A 19,866-nucleotide genomic window follows, 5' to 3' on the forward strand; every position below is an offset into this window, starting at 1 on the left:
CTCGAGGAAAAAGATGAGAATAGAAATTCTCACTTTTTCCTCGAGTTCACCAAGCGAAGCGCGGTAGTTTTATCCCGCAAATTTTTAAAATTTCAGGACATTTTCATTTACGGTTGACATAATTCTAAGGAAAGATATTTTTGGTAAATTACCAAATGCGAACGCGCTCCTCTGGAGCTAGCCACATGCCGTCCCCTTCTGACGTTTCAAATGTTTCATGAAATTCATCAAGATTCTTCACTTGGACATTGGCGCGTAATTCTGCCGGTGCATGAACATCTACTTGAAGCAACATTAATTCATACTCTGGACGCGCTTTTTGACACCAAATACGGGCCCAATTGATAAAGAACTCCTTATAATCTGTTTCTCCTTCATTTTTTAAGGCATTTAATGCAGCTGTCAAACCACCTCCATCTGCAATGTTTTCAGAAACGGTTAACTTGCCATTTACTTTCCCTTGGCCAAACGGTATACCATCCCATTGATCAACCACCGCTTGAGCTTTTTGGTTAAAAGCTTCAAAGTCTTGCTCAGCCCACCAGTTATTCAAGTTACCATTTTCATCAATTTTAGCGCCATTATTATCGAAAGCATGCGAAATCTCATGAGCTATGACAGCTCCAATTCCTCCATAATTCGCCGCTCTTGATTGATCCAGACTATAGAAAGGAGCTTGTAAAATAGCGGCTGGGAAACAAATATTGTTTAAAGTGGGATTGTAATAGGCGTTCACTCTATCTGCTGGCATCAACCATTTATCTCGGTCCACCGCTTGCTTGTATTGTGAAAAATGGTCCTTTTGATGAATCCTCTTTAACGATAAACAATTTTTAAAAAGAGAGCTCTCTGCATTCACTTTTAAGTCTTTATAATATTCTGGATAGTCGTTTGGAAAGCCAATTAGATAGTTAAATTTTTCTAACTTTCTAATTGCTAATTGAATGGTTTCATCACTTAACCATTGGTTCTTTTCCAATCTTTTTTTGTAAACTTCAATCATCGCTTTGACCATGCTCTCTATATCCCTACGAGCTTCGAATCCTAGATATTTTTTGCCATAATAGGTGCCTATCACTTGATCAAACAGATCCCTTACTAGGTAAAAATAAAATTTTTTCGCTTTCATCGGTTCAGGCGTTCCCGATAGAGCCAATGAAAACTCACTGCCTTTTAAACGAAAATCTTCACCTAACACTCCGGATAGGTCATTAATTGTGCTTACTATTATCCAAGATTTAAGAAGTTCAATATTATCCGACTGAACAATTTCATCTAGATGTTCAAAAAAAGAAGGTTGAGTAACAATAATTTTTTCTGGCACTTCTTTGATAATCTGCTTAATAAAAGAATCAATTGCAATTTCTTGACAATAATCTTTCACTTCAGCAATGGATCGTACATTATAATTTTGGGTATAGTCCGCTAATTCTTCTTGCGTTTTCTGATAGCTAGCTAATTTACGATCAAATTCTATACAGTTTTTTACCCATTGTTGACTTTGGTCCTTATTATAACCAAGACTTATTAATAATTTTTCGCTTTGTTTTTGGTATATGTTCAAAAGAAATTGTCCTTTTTCATTTTCTTCATCGTAATATGGAGTATCTGGCAAAATTAACCTTGGGACATCCATATAAAGGCAATTTTGTTCCGCATTTTTCATGTCTGGTTCAACGGATAAGTTAATTAACGAAGGTAATCTATAGTTTAATAGTTCCACCATTTTAGCTGTAATAGCTTGATAATCTGCTTGTGAAAGGATACTATTTAAAAAGTCTTTAGCTTCTGCCAAATTGTCTTTCTCTTGATGTTCAAAATCAAGTGCTTTTTTATAAAGCTTGATAAACTCTAACATTAAAGGATCCGTAGTAGTTAGTTTCCCTTCAACTAACGCGTTGATATCCTTCAAACAAACTTCTTCAACTTTCTCGGCTAATGACATAAATCCACCTGTAGCTGGTTTGTCTGAAGGAATCACCGCTTCTTCTAGCCATTCCCCATTTACCGCTTGATATAAATCATCTTTTAATAAAGAGTGATTGATCGCCATAATAATTCCTCCTCTTTTGTTGTTTTATTCTCTTAATTATAACATTTTATTTCAAATGCATAAAAAAACCGGGAAATAGTTCCCGATCTTCTTTTAAAAGATAATATGATCATCATAACCTAACCAACGCACAAGCAACCGATTAGGAAGATACATGAAAAAGGTTAAGGCCATATTAAAGATTAGAGTTGGTCCTAAACGCATCACAACATAGTCTTCAAAAAGAAGCCTACTTAGTCCTACTTGTTGATAGAAAAGATAAACAATGAAATCAATAATAGTTATTGAAACGATAAATAACATCATATGGATAATAGCGTTGCGTGGAAAGTGACGCCTGATTGAAAGAATAAAATATGCGATGAGAAAATAAAGAATGGCGTATAGGCCTAAAATGGTTGAATTATAAGCATCTGCTATTAACCCTATAAAGAAAGCATAGATCATAATTGAAGTATTACGTAAATAAAAGGAAAAGGTTACAATAAAATAGAGCAGTAGATGTGAAACAATGATTTGTTCATTTCCTAAAAAGGCTGTGGGAAAGATAGAGGGCAGGGCTGAATCGATTACTAAGGCAAAGAGTAAGACAAGTGGAACAATACCCACAATGTTTCTTTCTCTTTGATAGCCAAATTTAGTCGAAAAATTATTCATCTTGCTGAGCTCCTTCACGTAAGATCACTGTTACAAATCGAATATCAGTCATCTCTCCAGCCGGTTTTACTCTTACCGTTTGGAATAATCCTTGGGCATCCATTTCTGTTTGGGTAACTTCTCCAACAAAGAGCGAGGATGGTATTACCCCCCCTAAACCAGAAGTAATGACCATATCTCCCGCTTTTACTTTAGCATCTGGCAAAACTTGAGTCATGATGAATTCTTTATCCTTCGGGTCATAGTCACTGATCACACCAATTGCAGAAGATCCATCTTTATCCGTTTGAACACGAGCCGATACCATACCGTCTTTTGATTGGTTGCTAGTTAATAAAAGAACCTTAGAAGATGAAGGATATACCTCTATAATACGTCCAATCAGACCGTTTCCAGCCATAACAGCCATATTTTCTTCCATACCCTGTTTGGAGCCTAAATTGATAATAAGGGTTTCTGTCCATTGATCAGGGTTTCTTGAAATAACAGTACCATGAATACTGGTGAATTTAGAAAGAGTTTCTGACAAGTCAAGTTCTTGTCGTAATTTTTCATTTTCAGTCTCCAAATCGGCAATACGCACTTGCATTTCATAAGATTTATCAATTTTTGATTTGAGTGCTTCATTTTCTTCAAAAGTATTGACTAAATCGTCCACAGAATTCACAAACTGAACCACCATGCTTACTGGTTCAGAAAAAACTCTACCGGTCCAGGAGATTGTTTCATTAACAGCTGTTTTGACCACATTATTCGTTCCATTGAAAAGAGAATAAGCGATTAAACTGCTAATGACAATCCCACCCAGAAGAATTCCAATTAACTTCTTATTATTAAGCATATTTCGCCTTCTTTCTACTAGTAAACAATTATCTTAAACTCCGCTCAATCGCTGATGATTGACGATCCAACTCATTAAACATACGTCCTGCACCCATAGCGACACAGTCGATGGGTAAATCGGCTCTTCGTACAGAAAGGCCTAATTCTTTTTCAATTCGTTCTGGTAGATGTTTAAGTAAAGACCCGCCACCAGTCAAAATAATACCTGTTTCCATGATGTCTGCAGATAATTCAGGGGGGGTTAATTCTAACACCTGTTTTATTCCTAAAATAATTTGATGAATTACTACATCAATGGCTTTTGCAACTGTCTGAGTGGATACTTTGGCTTCATTGGGCACGCCGGTTATAACATCTCTACCTTTTACAATTAAATGATCATTTTCTTCTTTAGGATCATACAAGGCTTCCCCTATCACTATTTTTAAAGTCTCTGCCGTATAATTTCCTATAATTAAATTGTGTTCTTGGCGAACTTGAGATTGAATTTCTTCATTCATATTATTACTGGCTGCACTAAGCGTTAAGGAATCTACAATCTCGCCATATGATAAAGTGGCGATATCGGTAGTACCTCCACCGATATCCACAATCATTTTTCCTCTTGCTTCTTCAATTGCTAAATTCGCTCCTAGAGCTGCTACAAAAGCCTCCTCAACAATCATTGCTCGGTTGATTCCTAATGATTTGATTGCATCAATTAGTGCCTTTCTTTCTACTTTAGAAATTTGGCTTGGCGAACTAATGACAACTTCTGGTTTTGAGAAGGAATGACGTAAGGCTTGAGTAATAAAATGGCCCAACATCATTTTGGTCATTGAGAAGTTAGCGATAACGCCCTTACGAATGGGGTAAATCATTTCATAACGGTTTGACGTTCTTCCAACTAGTTTCGATGCTTCTTTTCCATAGGCAACAACTTCTCCTGATTCTTTGTCAATTGCTACTATAGAGGGTTGGCGCAATGCAATACCCTTTCGTGCAATGTAAATGATGGTTGTTGAAGTGCCTAAGTCAATTCCAATTTGCTGTTTGCCAAAAATCCCCATGCATTCATCCGCCTTTCAAATAATAGCAATAGCTTTGTAAATTATAGCAAAAAAAAAGTTTAAAAACTAGCGAACCCTTTCTTTGCTCAACTGAATTTTAAATTTTGGAAATTTCATTTGGTTTTTAAACAACTGCTTGAGCACGATTATAGCTATCAAAAAATACCGCAAGGTTATTTAGTTCCCTTACGGTATTTTTTGATTCGATAGATTAGATTGGTCGAAAGTCTAGGCTAATTTTTCAACATTAACTGCTTGAGGTCCACGAGCGCCTTCCTCAACTTCGAATTGAACTGCTTGTCCTTCTGCTAAAGTTTTGAAGCCTTCACCTTGGATGGCTGAGAAGTGTACAAATACGTCTGAGTCACCCTCACGTTCGATAAAGCCAAAACCTTTAGATTCGTTAAACCATTTTACTGTACCTTGTTCCATTTACAAATATCCTCCTCGTGCCTAAGCACCTGTATTAATTATATTCTTGCTCTTGGTACGAAGTGGAATTCCCAAACTATGATACCCCTTACAAAAACATATCTAAATTCTAACATAGCTGGCTATTCTATTTCAATAGTTTTCAAGTATTTTATCATTTAGCATTTAAAGATAACTAAATAAAACAATCACTCGCTTCACGCAAACTCAAATAGTGATCGTTTCCTATAATCAAATGATCCAAAAGTTCAATCCCCATCATCTCCCCACACGCTATCATTCGCTTGGTAAATAGTAAATCTGCCTGTGAAGGATCTGGATTACCAGAAGGATGGTTGTGAGCAATAATTAGCCTTGCAGTTGGATATTTTACCGCTTCTTTAAAAATTTCTCTTGGGCAAGCTACCGAACTATTGACCGAACCGATAAAGATGGTTTGTTTTTTGATAATTTCATTCTTACTATTTAGAAAAAGAGCGACTAAATGTTCTTGATGAAGGTCTCCCATCTCTTTAATCAACCATTGCCCTGCTTGAGAAGTTGAAGTTAGAACGCCCTGTTTTTTAAATTGGGCATCTTGCACTCTACTCCCAAACTCAATCGCTGCTTTTATCTCAACTGCTTTAGCAGGACCAATTCCTTTAATCGATTGGAGTTCACTAAGTGAGGCAATTTTTAAAGTATTGAGTGGTTCAAAATGACTAAGCAGACGAATGGATAAGTTTAAGACATTTTCTTTTTTGCTTCCTGTTCTAAGGAGAATAGCCAACAATTCATGATTGGATAAATTTTTAGCACCGTATTGTCTGAGACGTTCGCGCGGCTGGTCTTGCTGGGTCATTTGACGGATACAAGAGTTATTCGATGACAAAAGAATTCCCCCTTACTGCTAGTATCAATAAATACAAGAAGTAAGGAGGAAAAGTGCTCGCTATTATTCAATAAGTTAAATCATTTGGTGAGCTAAGAGATAGGCTCTAGCTTCTGAGACAAAGTATAGAGAGCCCGTTATTAATAAGAGGGCCTGCTTATTATTTTGATTATTTAATTGATAATCATTCATCCAACTTTTCCAATCATCAACGTAATGGGCTTTATGACGATTGATAATTGATTTGGCTTGTAAAACTTCTGCAAAATCTTTTTCTTTCATAGCTTCGAAATGGTGGAAGGAAGTCAAATAAACTTTTTCGGCATGAAAATTCAACAATAAAGGAACTTGTTCTGCTTGATTTTTCTTCTTTAAACCTCCATAAATAATGGTGATCTCGAAAGCAGAAAAGTTCTCATCTACCACACTTTTCAGTGCGGTCAGCCCTTCCATATTATGCGCCCCATCTAAAAAGATGTATGGATTTTCAAAAATCTTTTCTAATCGACCAATCCATTTTGTCTTTTGCAAAGCCTCTCTCGCTTTGGGCCAATCAATCGTTTGCTTTTGGTGAGCCATCCATGAAATAAATACTTGCAAAGAAACGGCCGCATTTCTCACCTGATGATCTCCCACCATATTTATTTCAAAAGCTTCTTGTGGAATTGCTTGACTGTCAGTCCAAAATTGGAATTGAGTCTTAAAAGGGCTTAACTTGTTAATATTTTTGACACCGAAAGTTTGGTCATAAGAGTGGTGGACAGCTGTGCGAGCATTTGCCCATTTATCAATAATGCTTAGAGGACTTTTTTGAATAAGTCCTGTGACAACCTCTTTTTGCGGCTTGATGATGCCCGCTTTTTCAAGAGCAACGGACTCTAAGGTGTCTCCTAACATATCCGCGTGATCCATACCAATAGAAGTAACAACGGCAATCTCTCCGTCTAAAACATTAGTACAATCCGACATGCCTCCGATTCCTGCTTCAATCAAGCAAACATCCGGTTTTTTTTCTTGAAAATATAAGCACATCATAATAGTAAATAGTTCAAAATATATTAAACGACCATAAGGAGAGTAGGCTTCCATGTAATCATTTAATTCAACCAATTGATTGGTTAAACGAATGAGCGCTTCGTCACTAATTTGTTGACCATCAAAAGTAATTCTCTCATTAAACCGCTCAATATGTGGCGAGGTGAAAGATCCTACTTTATAGCCCTGGCTCGACAGTAAATCTCTTAAATAAGCTACCGTTGATCCTTTACCATTAGTCCCGGTGATATGGATAATTGGTAAACCTTTGTGAGGATTTCCCACATATTCCAAAGCTTGATACATTTTAGTCATATCAGGTCTTGGGATAGGATTGATTTGGTTTAACAACCAATGAGTCGCCTCATCAACATTTGTAAACGTCATTTTGATTCCTCTTTTTCTAACTATTTAGATTAATGGTTTTAATTCTTCAATTCTTTCTTGCACTGCTTTTAACCTTTGTTCATATTCAGCTAATTTAGTGCGTTCACCTTCAACTACTTGAGCAGGTGCTTTAGCAACAAATCCTTCATTCGAAAGTTTCTTCACTAGACGTTCGACTTCTTTTTCTAACTTAGTGACTTCTTGCTCCAAGCGCTTAATCTCATCCTCTATTTTGACTAATCCAGCTAATGGGATGAAAATTTGTGCAAATGAAAGTGTCTGTGTAACCATTTCTCCTTCTATTTCAGGATTAGCGGCAATTTCTAAGTGGTCTGTGTGACAGAAACGATTAATGTATGTCCGGTTACTTTCTAAACTTTCTTCAATACCCTTATCTTGAACTTTAATAATCATTTTTAAAGCTTTAGATAATGGTGTGTTCATTTCATTTCTGATTTGACGCACCGCTGTAATGACTTCAATCAATTCCTGCATTTGTTTTTCAGCAATATCGTTTTTGTATTCTTCTTTAACGGTTGGATAAGCTGCTGTAACGATTGATGCAGCTTGTGGAGCAATTTGCTGCCAAATTTCTTCAGTTACAAAGGGCATAATCGGATGTAATAGACGTAAGAATTGGTCCAAGACATAAACAAGAACTGATTTAGTGGCAAAATGATCATGTTCTTGATCTTGCAACTGTTCTTTAGTCATTTCGATATACCAGTCACAGTAATCATCCCAAATGAAATGATATAAGACCCTACCTGCTTCTCCAAATTCAAAGCGTTCAAATAAACGGCTTACTTCTTCAATTGTTGTTTGTAAACGGGAAAGAATCCACTGATCGGCAAGTGTCAAATCTTGCTTGATTTCTAAATTTTCAATGGTTAAATCACCCACATTCATTAATACATAACGTGAAGCATTCCAGATTTTATTAATAAAGTTCCAAGCTGCTCCCATCTTTTCAGTGGAGTAACGAATATCTTGTCCGGGAGTCGACCCTGTGGCTAAGAACCAGCGAAGGGAATCCACCCCATATTCATCAATAACGTCCATTGGATCAATTCCATTGCCTAGCGATTTTGACATCTTACGCCCCTGGCTATCACGGATTAATCCATGAATTAAAACATTTTGGAAAGGTCGTTTACCCGTAAACTCTAAAGATTGGAAAATCATACGCGACACCCAGAAGAAAATAATATCATAACCGGTCACTAAGGTACTGGTTGGGAAGTAGCGACGATAATCGTGACCTTCTTCTGGCCAACCCATGGTTGAAAATGGCCACAAGGCAGATGAGAACCATGTATCTAAAACATCCGGATCTCTTAACCAATTTTCTTCATCACTGGGGGCTTGTTCGCCAACATAAACTTCACCTGTTTCTTTATGGTACCAGGCTGGAATTTGATGTCCCCACCAAAGTTGACGTGAGATCACCCAATCATGAACATTTTCCATCCAAGTTTGGAAAGTTTGATTAAAGCGTGGTGGGTAAAATTCAACTGCTTGATCGGTTGCTTGATTAGCCAAAGCTTGCTGGGCTAAAGGTTTCATCTTGACAAACCACTGAGTAGATAGATAAGGCTCTACGACCGCCCCAGAACGCTCAGAATGGCCCACTGAATGCGTATGTTCTTCAATCTTAACTAAGTAGCCTTGCTCTTTTAAATCTTTTACAATTTGCTTGCGTGCATCGAAGCGATCCATGCCTGCATATTTTCCACCTAATTCGTTAATAGTGCCATCTTTTTTCATCACATTCATTCGTGGTAGATGATGACGGTTACCGACTTCAAAGTCATTCGGGTCATGAGCTGGGGTAATCTTCACTACACCTGTACCAAATTCTCGATCCACATACTCATCTGCTACGACAGGAATTTCACGATTCATTAATGGTAAGAGTACTTTTTTACCGATCAAATGTTGATAACGCTCATCAGCAGGGTGTACAGCAATCGCTGTATCACCTAAAAGTGTTTCAGGACGGGTGGTGGCAATTTGAACCACTTCATCACTACCAACCATTGGATAATTAACATGATAAAAAGCACCTGGTACATCTTTATGGATCACTTCAATATCGGATAGAGCCGTTTGGGCTTTTGGATCCCAGTTAATAATATATTCTCCCCGATAGATAAGTCCTTTTTCATAAAGTTTAACAAAGACTTTATTAACTGCTTTGTTTAAACCGTCATCCAGCGTAAAACGTTCACGCGCATAATCGACTGAAATACCCATTTTCCCCCATTGCTGGCGGATAATGGTTGCATATTCTTCCTTCCAAGACCAAGTTTTTTCTAGGAATTTCTCCCGCCCTAAATTATGACGACTTAAGTTTTCATCTTCTGCTAAACGCTCTTCCACTTTAGCTTGAGTCGCAATTCCAGCATGGTCCATACCAGGTAACCATAAAGTATCATAGCCTTGCATTCTTTTAGAACGGATAATCATATCCTGCAAAGTCACATCCCAAGCGTGACCTAAATGTAATTTACCCGTTACGTTAGGGGGTGGAATTACAATTGAATATGGCTCTGCTTTAGAATCTCCTGAAGGCTTAAATACACCTTGTTCTATCCATTTTTGATATTTACCTGCTTCAACCGTCTGAGGTTGGTACTTACTTGGCATTTGCTTCGTATTTTCTACCATCGTTACACCTTCCTTAATTCATTTTCATAAAAAAAATCCTATGCTTTGCATAGGACGTCAATTACGTGGTACCACCTAAATTTAATCAAGTAAAAAAGTTACTTAATCACTCTTTCTTGTTAACGGAGCAGACTCCGTAAGACACTATTGTTGATTTCTCATGTCTTATGACTCCAAGCTACCTTCATTCATCGAGAAACTTTCAGCGCAAGGTTTCCTCTCTGGATGGTGATGAATTACTCTTCTCTTCTTAGTCAAATTAAAATTTAAGTTGGACTTATTTTATCATTCTTTACTGCTTTGAACAAGGCCTTCGCCATTTAATCATTATTTGCTAAATAATCTTTCACTAACTGAAAAACTGCCTCAATTTTATCTTCAAAAATCAAAGCATTGGGCTTGCTAATTAGAATTGGTGTCTGATTAATGATTACTTGAGAATTTCCTCTAAAATAATGAATAAATGAAGCGGCCGGATAAACATTTAAGGAAGTTCCTGCGATAATCATGAGGTCTGCTTGACTAATGGCTTGGATTGATTGATTAATGGTCTCTTCATTCAAGCTTTCTTCATATAACACCACGTCTGGCTTAATAATCGCTTGATCTTTAGGACAGCGTGGAATGCCCTGAGCATCTTTTTCTAATTGATCCAGAGCATAGTAGCTACCACATTGCGTACAATAATTATTTAAAACAGACCCATGAAGTTCTAAGACTCGACTTGAACCAGCCTTTTGATGGAGGCCATCGATATTTTGGGTGACAACTGTCACTTCTTTTCCTTTGTTTTCTAATTCTTTTAGAAAAAAATGAGCCAAATTGGGTTGTATTTCTGGATAGACTAAATGCTCAAAGTAGTATTCAAAAAAGATTTGAGGATGTTGTTTATAGAAGGAATGCGAGATTATTTCTTCCGCTGAGTATTGGTAATTGGTTTCTTGCATAAACAAACCATCTGCAGAACGAAAATCTGGAATACCAGATGCGGTTGAAACACCGGCTCCACCAAAAAAGACAATCTTGCGACTTTTCTGAATGATTTGAGCAAATTCTTTGATCTGATTTTCGATCATTATTTTCAATCTCCTTTAAATTTTAAAAAAGAACCGTCAACAACCACTTACATCAGTCGTTAGACAGCTCTTTTTAATATCTTATAAATTATAAACTAGCGATTACTTCAATTTCTACTAACACATTCTTAGGTAAGGTCTTAACAGCCACTGCTGAACGAGCTGGTTTGGATGTGAAATATTCAGCATAAATTTCATTAAAAACGGCGAAATCACCCATATCTGCCAAGAAACATGTGGTTTTTACAACATTTTCTGCAGAGTATCCTGCTGCATTTAGTAGAGCATCGATATTAGCAATTACTTGCTTTGTTTGATTTGTTATTTCTTTTGCTTCTATTTCTCCTGAGGCTGGATTGATTGGGATTTGACCTGAACAGAAAAGTAGCTCTCCTACTTGTTTTGCTTGAGAGTATGGTCCAATTGCTGCTGGGGCTTTTTTTGTATTGATTGTTTTAATTTCTGTCATAATTACTCCTCTTTCTTAATGAATTCTTGCGACAACAACTTATAATAAATCATTGAAGGCTGTAGCCGCTTCGCTTTGATAACTAGCAGTGATTTCACTTGTCTTGATATTTTCCAAGGCTTCTTTCACTAGTTGGTCAATTGGTAAGAGCGCCTCATACTCTTTAACAGTATGAAGTCTAGGCTTAGTCCAAGGTGACTTTGGTGCAAAGACCGTACAGCAATCTTCATAGGGCTCATTAGAAATATCATAAGTTCCAATGGTTTCAGCCATTGCTATTATATCATTTTTATCAACTGCAATTAAAGGTCTTAATATTAAAGAATGGGTCACTTCATTAATCACTTGCATCGATTGTAAAGTTTGTGAGGCAACTTGACCTAGCGACTCCCCATTAACAATTGCTCGGGCTTTATGCTCTTTTAACAAAGCATCCATTAGGCGTAACATGATCCGACGCATAATAGTCATGGATAAATTGTCGGGAACATGTTCTCGAATCGCCAACTGAATATGAGCAAAAGGAACCTCGTGAAAAGTAATCGCAGTGGCGTACTGAGCGAGAACTGCTGTTAATCGTTTAGCTTTTTCAAGCGCTTGTAAAGAAGTATAAGGTGGACTGGCAAAATGAACCATTTCCAACTTCATTCCCCTTTTTATCATTTGATAACCAGCAATCGGTGAATCAAAACCACCCGAAAGCATTAATAAGCCTTTCCCACTTGAACCATAAGGTAAGCCACCCATACCTGGATAATTTTTTAAACTAAGATAGGCTATATCTTGATGGATGGATATGACCACTTTGTGTTTAGCTTTTCTCAGATCAACCGTTAATTCCGGATGGGCTTGCAGAATGATGCTCCCTATTTCTCTTTGAATGGCAATACTATCATGCTCAAAGTTCTTATCCGATCGCTTAGCAATTACTTTAAAGCTATCTCCCGGTTGAACATTTAACTCAGCAAAAAGTTCAAGGGCTTTTTTTCCAATTTCTTGAAGATCCTTTTCAACAGGAAAAACAGGTTCAAACCTTTGAATTCCTGGAATTGTTTTAATGATTTCAATCAGTTCATCGTAAGCTGTTTCGTGCCAATAAAGATGCATGAAATCATGATGTGCATGAATTTTAATTTTCTCTAAATGTTTGGTTTTATAGCGTATATGCTCAGCAATTTTATTTTGAAACATTTTACGGTTACGCCCTTTTGTTGAGAGCTCCCCATAGTGAATTAACATCTCTTTCAATCTTTTAGGCTCCTTTCAAATCTTGCTTAAACTTTGTTGAAATCTCATGGATTGGTTTAATTAATTGATCTACTTCTGCTTGGCTGGTTGTCTGCGATAAAGAAATTCTTATTGAAGAATTAGCTAAATTGTTATCAACGCCCATCGCTTTAAGGGTATGATGGTCATTTTTCTTACGACTTGAGCAAGCAGAAGTTGTCGAAATCATGATATCAGCATTGGAAAAAGCTTGAAGTAATACCTCGCCTGGCACACCTGGAAAGGCCGCACAGATAATATGTGGACTCACTTGCTCCTGGCTACCACCAAAGACTTGCCAATTCATTTTTTTAAGTGCTTGAGTTATTTGAGTGCGATAATGATTTATGTGTTTGATACTTTCTGCTTGGTTTTCCCAAGCTAATCTTAAAGCTTTGGCCGTTGCTACAATCGCTGGTAGGTTTTCAGTAGAAGAGCGCATACCAAACTCTTGACCGCCTCCAAATAATAAAGGTGCTTTCGTAACACGTTGGCGAATGGCTAAGAGTCCCACCCCTCTTACCGAGTGAAATTTATGGCTAGAAAGAGTTAATAAATCAATTCTACTATGATGCATAGCTTTCATCCTACAAGTTATGGCTTGAACAGCGTCAACATGCCAAAGGATTTGTGGATAGTTTTCTAATTTTTGTGCCAATGGTTCAACTGGTAAAAAAGATCCTACCTCATTATTGACTAACATAGTAGAAACAAGTAATACTTGATCACTCAGTAGATTTTCAAAGCTGTTTAAATCCAATTGACCATTATGATCCACCGGTGCTAGGATTACTTCAAAGCCTCTTGTTTTTAAGTGGTCAATTTGCGAGCGAATAGAAGGGTGCTCAATAGCTGATAGGATAATTTGTCGCCTATTAGGATGAAGCTTAGCGTGAGCTGATAATAGACTTTGAAGTGTCCAATTGTTAGATTCAGTCCCTGATGAGGTACAAAAGATTTCATTGCTTTTAAAAAGTAATAAGTCTGCAATTTGTTGCCGAGCATTATTCAACAGACTATTGGCCTCTTGACCTAATTTGTGGGCACTTGAAGGGTTAGCAAAATATTTTTGAGCTACTTGATTGTAGGTGTCTAAAACAGTAGCACGAGCTGGAGTGGTTGCGGCATGATCAAAATATAACATCTGTAATCCTTTCTTACTTCTATTTAGTAACGACAATTGACTCAAGAAAAAACCGAACAGATCCCAAAACCAAGGAATCTATTCGGACTTTACTTTTAATAAAATCGGATTTGTTTTTCTTGATGATACATCCTTCGAACTTGCGTCGGTGCATCTGGATCGACTTGACGAAGGACTTTTTCAATGGTTGCCAAAGCTTCACGGTAACGGAATTCTTGGTGGAAGTAGTATTGCGCTTCTTTAATTGCTTGGTCTACCTCTGGGTAATCGTAGCGAAAACGATTGGAATGTTGAATCATATATTCGGTGAGCATGGCTGAATCGATGGTTTCTTCAGTCATTGCCTCCAATTCATCTAAACCTTGTTCTAAATTACCTTCCATCTCATCAATTTGATTCATATCCACTCGGACACGATTGAGTTGTTGAGAGAGGTTCTCAATATGATCAGTTACCTTATAAAACAATTCGTAATAGCTATCATGTAAGCCAGGCAAATGGTTTTTTTCTAACTTACGCTTCATATTTCTAAGGTCTAATTCATATAAATCAAGATTTGATTTAGCTTCTTTCTCTCGACTGGTTAAGCCAGCTATCGATTTTACTAACTGATTTTGTTCATCTGCTATTTCTTCAATAGAACGCTCGATTTTACGCATTTTGCTTTCTATTTGAGTAAATACGGCATGATTTTGTTCAATATCAACTTCCATATCTTTGAATTTTTGATACTCCAAGCGAATTCTTTCGGTTAAGTCATTGACTTGGTCTAATTCATTATTATGTAAGATGTAAGATTGAGAGATCCGATCGACTTCTATTCCTGCATAACGATTGTTTTCAGTTACTGCTTCAATTCGTCCCTTCAATTGATGAAGGTGACTATTCACATATTCTTTAGCCATAATTTCTGATTCTAACTGATCGTATAAGGAATTAATTTCACGCTCTGCTTTGTCCATTAAGGTTTTAGCGTCAGCTAAATCAGCATTTTTAATCTCGTTTTTGGCTTGGTTTAACTGCTCTTGAATTTTATCAATTTCTTCTAAAACATTAATATTATCAAAGTTAAAGCGACTAGCCACCATTTTTTCGTAGCCATCTCTAATATCTTCAAGTGAATCTTCATATTCACTTTGAATCTTATCGTACATACTTGGAATTTTTTGTAAGATTTCTTCAAATGACGATAAGTCAGCCTCTAAGTTATCTAGCATATCTTGAGCATCTAGATGATCACCGTTAGCAGTTAGTTCATTATATTTAGTGAAGTTCAACTCTAAATATTGAAGGTTTTTTTCAAGCGTTTCAATCGCTGGCCCATAATCAAAAGAATGATTCATGACACTTTTGCGAGCAGTTTGATAACGTTCAAGTAAGGCTTCATAACGTTCTTGATTTTCATCCTCTGTTGCCAATAATTCTGTTAATTCCTGGTGCAATTGATGAACTTGAATTTCTGTTTCATCAAGAATTTCACGTGCTTGATTTAGTGCGTTTTTTGCTCTCACTAGATTCATTTGTTCTACAAATTGTTCAGAACCTACCAAAGCGGCTTCTATTTCAGTAAATTGAAAGTTGGTAATGGTTTGCCAAGTAGCCACTAAACTTTCATATTTTCTTTTTGTTTGACCAGATAGATTCATATTCTTCAAAGTAAAGAGCTGGTCAGCAACAGAAATAGACATCATTTCATCTTTACGTTGTTCCAAATCTTTAATTTCTTTCTTTCTCTGTGTACGGAAATAATAAATTAATCCATAGATTAAGAGTATTGCTACAATGATCAAGAACAGGATGTCCGTGAATTTAATACTCATTCCTTTTCGCTCCTCTACTTATTTCTAATCCCCTGCCTATTGGCCTTTTGCATAAATAATCACCATACATTATAACATTTGAAGGCTTTCTTTTAAAGGCATTGTTCAATAAAAAAACTTCCTTAGGCTCTAATGGAAAAAAATAAGATTGGGAAAGCTCCCAATCTTATGTAACAATCTCTTTAAGATTTAGCCTAATTTATTGTAGTATTCTACGACTAGGGCTTCATCAATTTCAGCATTTAATTCGCTACGTAATGGTAAACGAACTAAGCTACCTTCTAATTTATCAGCATCAAAGTTCACAAACTCTAAACGAGTAACTGTTGTTTCTAATGCTTCCTTGATGATAGCTAAATTACGTGAGCGTTCACGAACACTAATTACTTGTCCTGGTTCAACAATATATGACGGGATATCTACACGCTTGCCATCAACAGTAATATGGCCGTGATTTACTAGTTGACGTGCTTGACGACGAGTAGTAGCTAAACCTAATCGATAAACTAAGTTATCTAAACGACGCTCTAACATAACCATGAAGTTATCACCATGTTTACCTTCGGAGATTTTGCCAGCGCGATTAAATAAAGTGCGGAATTGGCGTTCATTTAATCCATACATAAAGCGTAATTTTTGCTTTTCATTTTTTTGTAAAGCATATTCTGATAATTTTTTACGTTGATTACCGTGTTGTCCTGGTGGGAACGGACGTTTTGATAACTCCTTACCAGTTTCAGTTAATGAAATTCCTAAACGACGAGATTGTTTCCATGAGGGTCCTGTATAACGTGACATTAAAATTCCTCCATAAAATATGTATTGGAGTAAAATAAGTGGTTAGAAAATCGAATGCGTGCAGTTAGTTTTTCACCTTGTGCAGCCGTGGTTACTCATTAACGTTGACGTTACTAACTGTTGACGCGCTTTCTTTTTCTATGCTGCATTATTTTACACTCTTTTTATTATACCGATTAATAAAAGATTAGCAAGTTTTTTTAATCAATTTTACTCAGTAAATCGATTACCATCTCAGCTGATTTGCGTCCGGCCAATATAATAAATTCATCAAAACTTATTCCAGCTTCTTCATCTGCTTTATCGGAGATTGAACGAATGATAATAAATGGTGTTTTTAGAATATAAGCAGCTTGTGCGATAGCCGCTGATTCCATCTCAACTGCTTTTACGTTAGGAAAAACTTGACGAATATTGTTTACTTGTTGACTGTCACTAATGAATTGATCTCCTGAAGCAATCAGTCCTCTAATTGCGGTTTGTCCTTTCTCTTTAGCCAATCGATAGGCCAATTGACTGATATCTTCATCTGGTTGATATATTGTCGGCATGCCAGCCATTTGACCTTGGTCGTATCCAAAGACTAAAAGGTTTACATCGTGGTGGATTAAACCATCAGCAATCACCAAGTCACCCACTGATAAGTCTGGTGACAGACCTCCGGCACTTCCAGTGTTTATAATTAAATCCACCTCAAAATGATCAACCATTAAAACAGTTGAAAGGCTAGCATTAACTTTTCCAATTCCTGATTGAACTAGGACAACTTCTTTACCACTCAATCTTCCTTGATAAAACTCAAAGCCATAGTAATTATGAACTTCTAAATTTGATAGTTCATTTTTTAAGAGACGAATTTCTTCTTCCATTGCACCAATAATTCCAATTTTCTTCATCTAACCACCCCTCCTATGCCAAAAAAGCGATTAACAAAACTAAGACTAATAGAACACCTACTATGATAATGCCATTATTTAAAAAACGGTCAATTTTAGCTGAATATTTAGCTCTTTTTCTAATAGAACTATTATCTTCCCCCATTGATTGATGGTGATAATCCTCGAGTGAACTTGCTTGGTCTTTATCAACTGATTGCTCATTAAAAGCTTTGTATACTCCATCTCCTTCTGCATCCATCTCATTAGTCATGTCAAAGTCATTCTGACTATCAAATTGTGAAGTCACTTCCTCATAATAATTTGGATAAGGTTGTGAATCATCCATCGCTTCTGCCCGATTAACAAATTCGTGGTAGAGCTCACTATCTTCTGAATAGATCGACCGATCAAAGGAATCCACTTGATTGTTTGAAGAAGGCTGATGATTTAAACGATCATTTCCTTCTTGCTCATAATTTAAATAAGCTTGATAATCGTCGTGTTTTTTCTTTTTGCTTGAAAATAGTCCCATAACTAAACCTCCAAACTATTTAACCAAATGCTTAAAGCATATAAAGTTTTTAAATCAATGATTTCACCATTATTAATCATTTCCCTCACTTGTTGGGCCGTAAATAAGTAATGCGAAACTTCTTCATTTTCATCTTGATCTAGCTTTTCTTTTGCCTCTTCAATGGATTTAGCAAAGAAAAGGTATATGGCCTCATCAATATAACCCGGTGAAATATAAAATTTAGAATTAAATATCCACTCTGCTGAAGCGTAACCAGTTTCTTCATTTAACTCACGTTTGGCGGCTATAAGAGGCTCTTCGAGTTGACCTTCTACTTGATCGATAATTCCAGCTGGGATTTCGTAAATTTCATCAGCAATAGCCGGACGATACTGTTTAACCAGGACAACTTCATTATTTTTTGTTTCAGCTAATATACCCACTGCTGGCAGGTGATGAATCAACTCACGTTTTGCCGTTTGACCGTTGGGTAGACGTACTTCATTTTGATAGAGTTGTAAAATGGCCCCATCGTAGATTTGGTTAACAGATAGTGTTTCATTATTTTTGATAAATGAAATTGTCTCTGCCTTATCTTTCATAATTTTCACCTCTTAAAACTATTTCCTTAGCTATTAATTCCTACTCAGTTTAGCGACTACTATTCTTTCTTTCAAGTCTTTTCAATGGTTAAGTTTAAGAATAGGCCTCAAGTCCGATAAGACTTTTTTCTAGTTATGGTATTCTAAAATTAAGAAAAGGGAGGTTGCAATCATGTTAGCTTTAATCAATATAATTTTTATATTCTTATTAGCAGGCCCTCTGCTAAATATTGTTCGCAAATTCAATCTTTTTGTTAAAAAAGGAAATCATTTATCTGATATTTGGACGGTTACTTTGAAGAAAAATATCCTTGCCTTACTTACTTTAATTGTGATGGAGCATGTTTTAACATTCATTTTTTATAATAGCTACTATATAATGGCCCTCGTCTATTCCACTTTAGCTATTGTTGCCGGATGGCTTCTCTTAGCCTTTCTCTTTTACTTTATTCGTAAAATAAATTCTGCGGCATGGATTTGGTTTTTCTATTATGTTGGTCAAGTCCTCACCTTATTAGTGGGTCTGACTATTGCTAGTAGTCAATCCCAATCTTATGGCTATATTGGTTTAGAGAGTTATTTTACTGCTTCTGCCATTAGCTTATATTATCTAAGCATTGCTATTCTATTTTGTTCAGCTGGGGTTGCTTTTTTAGCGCTTATAACAAAACCGAATACATTTAAAACCCACAGGAAGTCATTTTTCCATCCTACTCACAAAAAGCCTAGTCGCAACATGCTAGAGCATTATCAAGCAGCAGGCTTAAGTAAACAAGAAATTGAAGCTTTCAGAAGTCAAATGGCTGATTCGCGTAAACAGATTATTAATATTGAAGCCAACTTTCAAAAAACGGCTAAAATGCGCGCCATTGAAATCCGACACAATATCGTCAAAGTTTCAAAGAATTACTTTAAAGATATCGTTGAAGAGCCCAATCGTCGACTGGATGCTTCTGATTTCCTCATCAATTATCTTCCACAGTTAGACGATCTATTAGAAAAATATAATGAAATTAATTCACATGTGGCAAAAAATAAGCAAAGCTATTTAATTTTAGAAAAAAGTGCCCAAACAATCGATCAGTTGAGTCAAGAAATTGTTGAGGATTATTTGAAATTTCACTCCGAAACCTATCAAGAATTGGAAGATGGCTTGAAACTAGCCGACCGAATGTTACATAATGAATCTAATAATCAAACAAATCGATTCAGCCAAAATTCAAAAAAATCTAAAATGGATAATTTTGATATGGATGACCCTTTTGAAGAGCTTAAAGAACTAGATAATGAAGGAGAATAAAG

The 19,866-nt window shown here is 36.4% G+C and carries 18 protein-coding genes and 1 other annotated feature; of the genes, 1 reads left to right on the forward strand and 17 read right to left on the reverse strand.

Features of this window, described 5'->3' with window-relative positions; genetic code table 11:
* Nucleotides 1-148: 148 nt before the first annotated feature.
* From ACQV18_RS06525 to ACQV18_RS06605, 17 genes are all read right to left on the reverse strand, one after another.
* Nucleotides 149-2,053: a M13 family metallopeptidase gene (locus ACQV18_RS06525; protein ID WP_428892771.1), complete on the reverse strand. Its 1,905-nt coding sequence runs from the start codon at nucleotides 2,051-2,053 to the stop codon at nucleotides 149-151.
* A 93-nt stretch (nucleotides 2,054-2,146) separates the two neighbouring features.
* A complete protein-coding gene (gene mreD, locus ACQV18_RS06530) occupies nucleotides 2,147-2,710 on the reverse strand; it encodes a rod shape-determining protein MreD (protein ID WP_428882122.1) in 564 nt (187 codons plus the stop codon).
* Entirely contained in the window at nucleotides 2,703-3,551 is an 849-nt protein-coding gene (mreC, locus tag ACQV18_RS06535) for a rod shape-determining protein MreC (RefSeq protein ID WP_428874989.1), read from the reverse strand. Before mreC ends, mreD begins: the two co-directional genes overlap by 8 nt.
* A gap of 28 nt (nucleotides 3,552-3,579) precedes the next feature.
* Complete coding sequence (locus ACQV18_RS06540) at nucleotides 3,580-4,602, reverse strand: rod shape-determining protein (protein ID WP_428873891.1); 1,023 nt, start codon at nucleotides 4,600-4,602, stop codon at nucleotides 3,580-3,582.
* 228 nt (nucleotides 4,603-4,830) lie between these two features.
* The gene (locus ACQV18_RS06545; RefSeq protein WP_428873890.1) at nucleotides 4,831-5,034 is read right to left on the reverse strand and encodes a cold-shock protein; all 204 of its coding nucleotides are present in this window, start codon (nucleotides 5,032-5,034) and stop codon (nucleotides 4,831-4,833) included.
* 175 nt (nucleotides 5,035-5,209) lie between these two features.
* Nucleotides 5,210-5,875, reverse strand: a complete 666-nt coding sequence (radC, locus tag ACQV18_RS06550) for a RadC family protein (RefSeq protein WP_428892788.1) — start codon at nucleotides 5,873-5,875, stop codon at nucleotides 5,210-5,212.
* 105 nt (nucleotides 5,876-5,980) lie between these two features.
* Nucleotides 5,981-7,327 (reverse strand): bifunctional folylpolyglutamate synthase/dihydrofolate synthase, encoded by a 1,347-nt coding sequence (locus ACQV18_RS06555; protein WP_428892772.1) that lies wholly within the window; start codon nucleotides 7,325-7,327, stop codon nucleotides 5,981-5,983.
* A gap of 24 nt (nucleotides 7,328-7,351) precedes the next feature.
* Nucleotides 7,352-9,997 carry a valine--tRNA ligase gene (locus tag ACQV18_RS06560; protein WP_428892773.1) on the reverse strand — a complete coding sequence of 882 codons (2,646 nt, stop codon included), beginning with the start codon at nucleotides 9,995-9,997 and terminating at the stop codon, nucleotides 7,352-7,354.
* Nucleotides 9,998-10,044: 47 nt separating this feature from the next.
* Nucleotides 10,045-10,258, reverse strand: a binding site (T-box leader).
* Nucleotides 10,259-10,317: 59 nt separating this feature from the next.
* Nucleotides 10,318-11,073 carry an NAD-dependent protein deacylase gene (locus tag ACQV18_RS06565; protein WP_428892774.1) on the reverse strand — a complete coding sequence of 252 codons (756 nt, stop codon included), beginning with the start codon at nucleotides 11,071-11,073 and terminating at the stop codon, nucleotides 10,318-10,320.
* 88 nt (nucleotides 11,074-11,161) lie between these two features.
* Complete coding sequence (locus tag ACQV18_RS06570; protein ID WP_428873886.1) at nucleotides 11,162-11,542, reverse strand: RidA family protein; 381 nt, start codon at nucleotides 11,540-11,542, stop codon at nucleotides 11,162-11,164.
* 39 nt (nucleotides 11,543-11,581) lie between these two features.
* Nucleotides 11,582-12,781, reverse strand: coding sequence for a tRNA uracil 4-sulfurtransferase ThiI (gene thiI, locus ACQV18_RS06575; protein ID WP_428873898.1), 1,200 nt, complete (start codon nucleotides 12,779-12,781; stop codon nucleotides 11,582-11,584).
* Nucleotides 12,782-12,794: 13 nt separating this feature from the next.
* A complete protein-coding gene (locus tag ACQV18_RS06580) occupies nucleotides 12,795-13,952 on the reverse strand; it encodes a cysteine desulfurase family protein (protein WP_428892776.1) in 1,158 nt (385 codons plus the stop codon).
* 95 nt (nucleotides 13,953-14,047) lie between these two features.
* Nucleotides 14,048-15,772, reverse strand: a complete 1,725-nt coding sequence (locus ACQV18_RS06585) for a septation ring formation regulator EzrA (protein ID WP_428873884.1) — start codon at nucleotides 15,770-15,772, stop codon at nucleotides 14,048-14,050.
* 189 nt (nucleotides 15,773-15,961) lie between these two features.
* Entirely contained in the window at nucleotides 15,962-16,570 is a 609-nt protein-coding gene (gene rpsD / locus ACQV18_RS06590; protein ID WP_428892777.1) for a 30S ribosomal protein S4, read from the reverse strand.
* Between the two features lie 200 nt (nucleotides 16,571-16,770).
* On the reverse strand, nucleotides 16,771-17,466 hold the full coding sequence (locus tag ACQV18_RS06595; RefSeq protein WP_428885112.1) for a 5'-methylthioadenosine/adenosylhomocysteine nucleosidase: 696 nt from the start codon (nucleotides 17,464-17,466) through the stop codon (nucleotides 16,771-16,773).
* A 13-nt stretch (nucleotides 17,467-17,479) separates the two neighbouring features.
* A complete protein-coding gene (locus ACQV18_RS06600; RefSeq protein ID WP_428885111.1) occupies nucleotides 17,480-17,980 on the reverse strand; it encodes a hypothetical protein in 501 nt (166 codons plus the stop codon).
* A gap of 2 nt (nucleotides 17,981-17,982) precedes the next feature.
* Nucleotides 17,983-18,564, reverse strand: a complete 582-nt coding sequence (locus ACQV18_RS06605; protein WP_428876025.1) for an NUDIX hydrolase — start codon at nucleotides 18,562-18,564, stop codon at nucleotides 17,983-17,985.
* 172 nt (nucleotides 18,565-18,736) lie between these two features.
* On the opposite strand from ACQV18_RS06605, the gene ACQV18_RS06610 reads away from it, so the two are divergent.
* On the forward strand, nucleotides 18,737-19,864 hold the full coding sequence (locus tag ACQV18_RS06610; protein WP_428892778.1) for a 5-bromo-4-chloroindolyl phosphate hydrolysis family protein: 1,128 nt from the start codon (nucleotides 18,737-18,739) through the stop codon (nucleotides 19,862-19,864).
* Nucleotides 19,865-19,866: the final 2 nt, after the last annotated feature.

Source organism: Facklamia sp. P9177 (assembly GCF_050409585.1).
Lineage (GTDB): Bacteria > Bacillota > Bacilli > Lactobacillales > Aerococcaceae > Facklamia.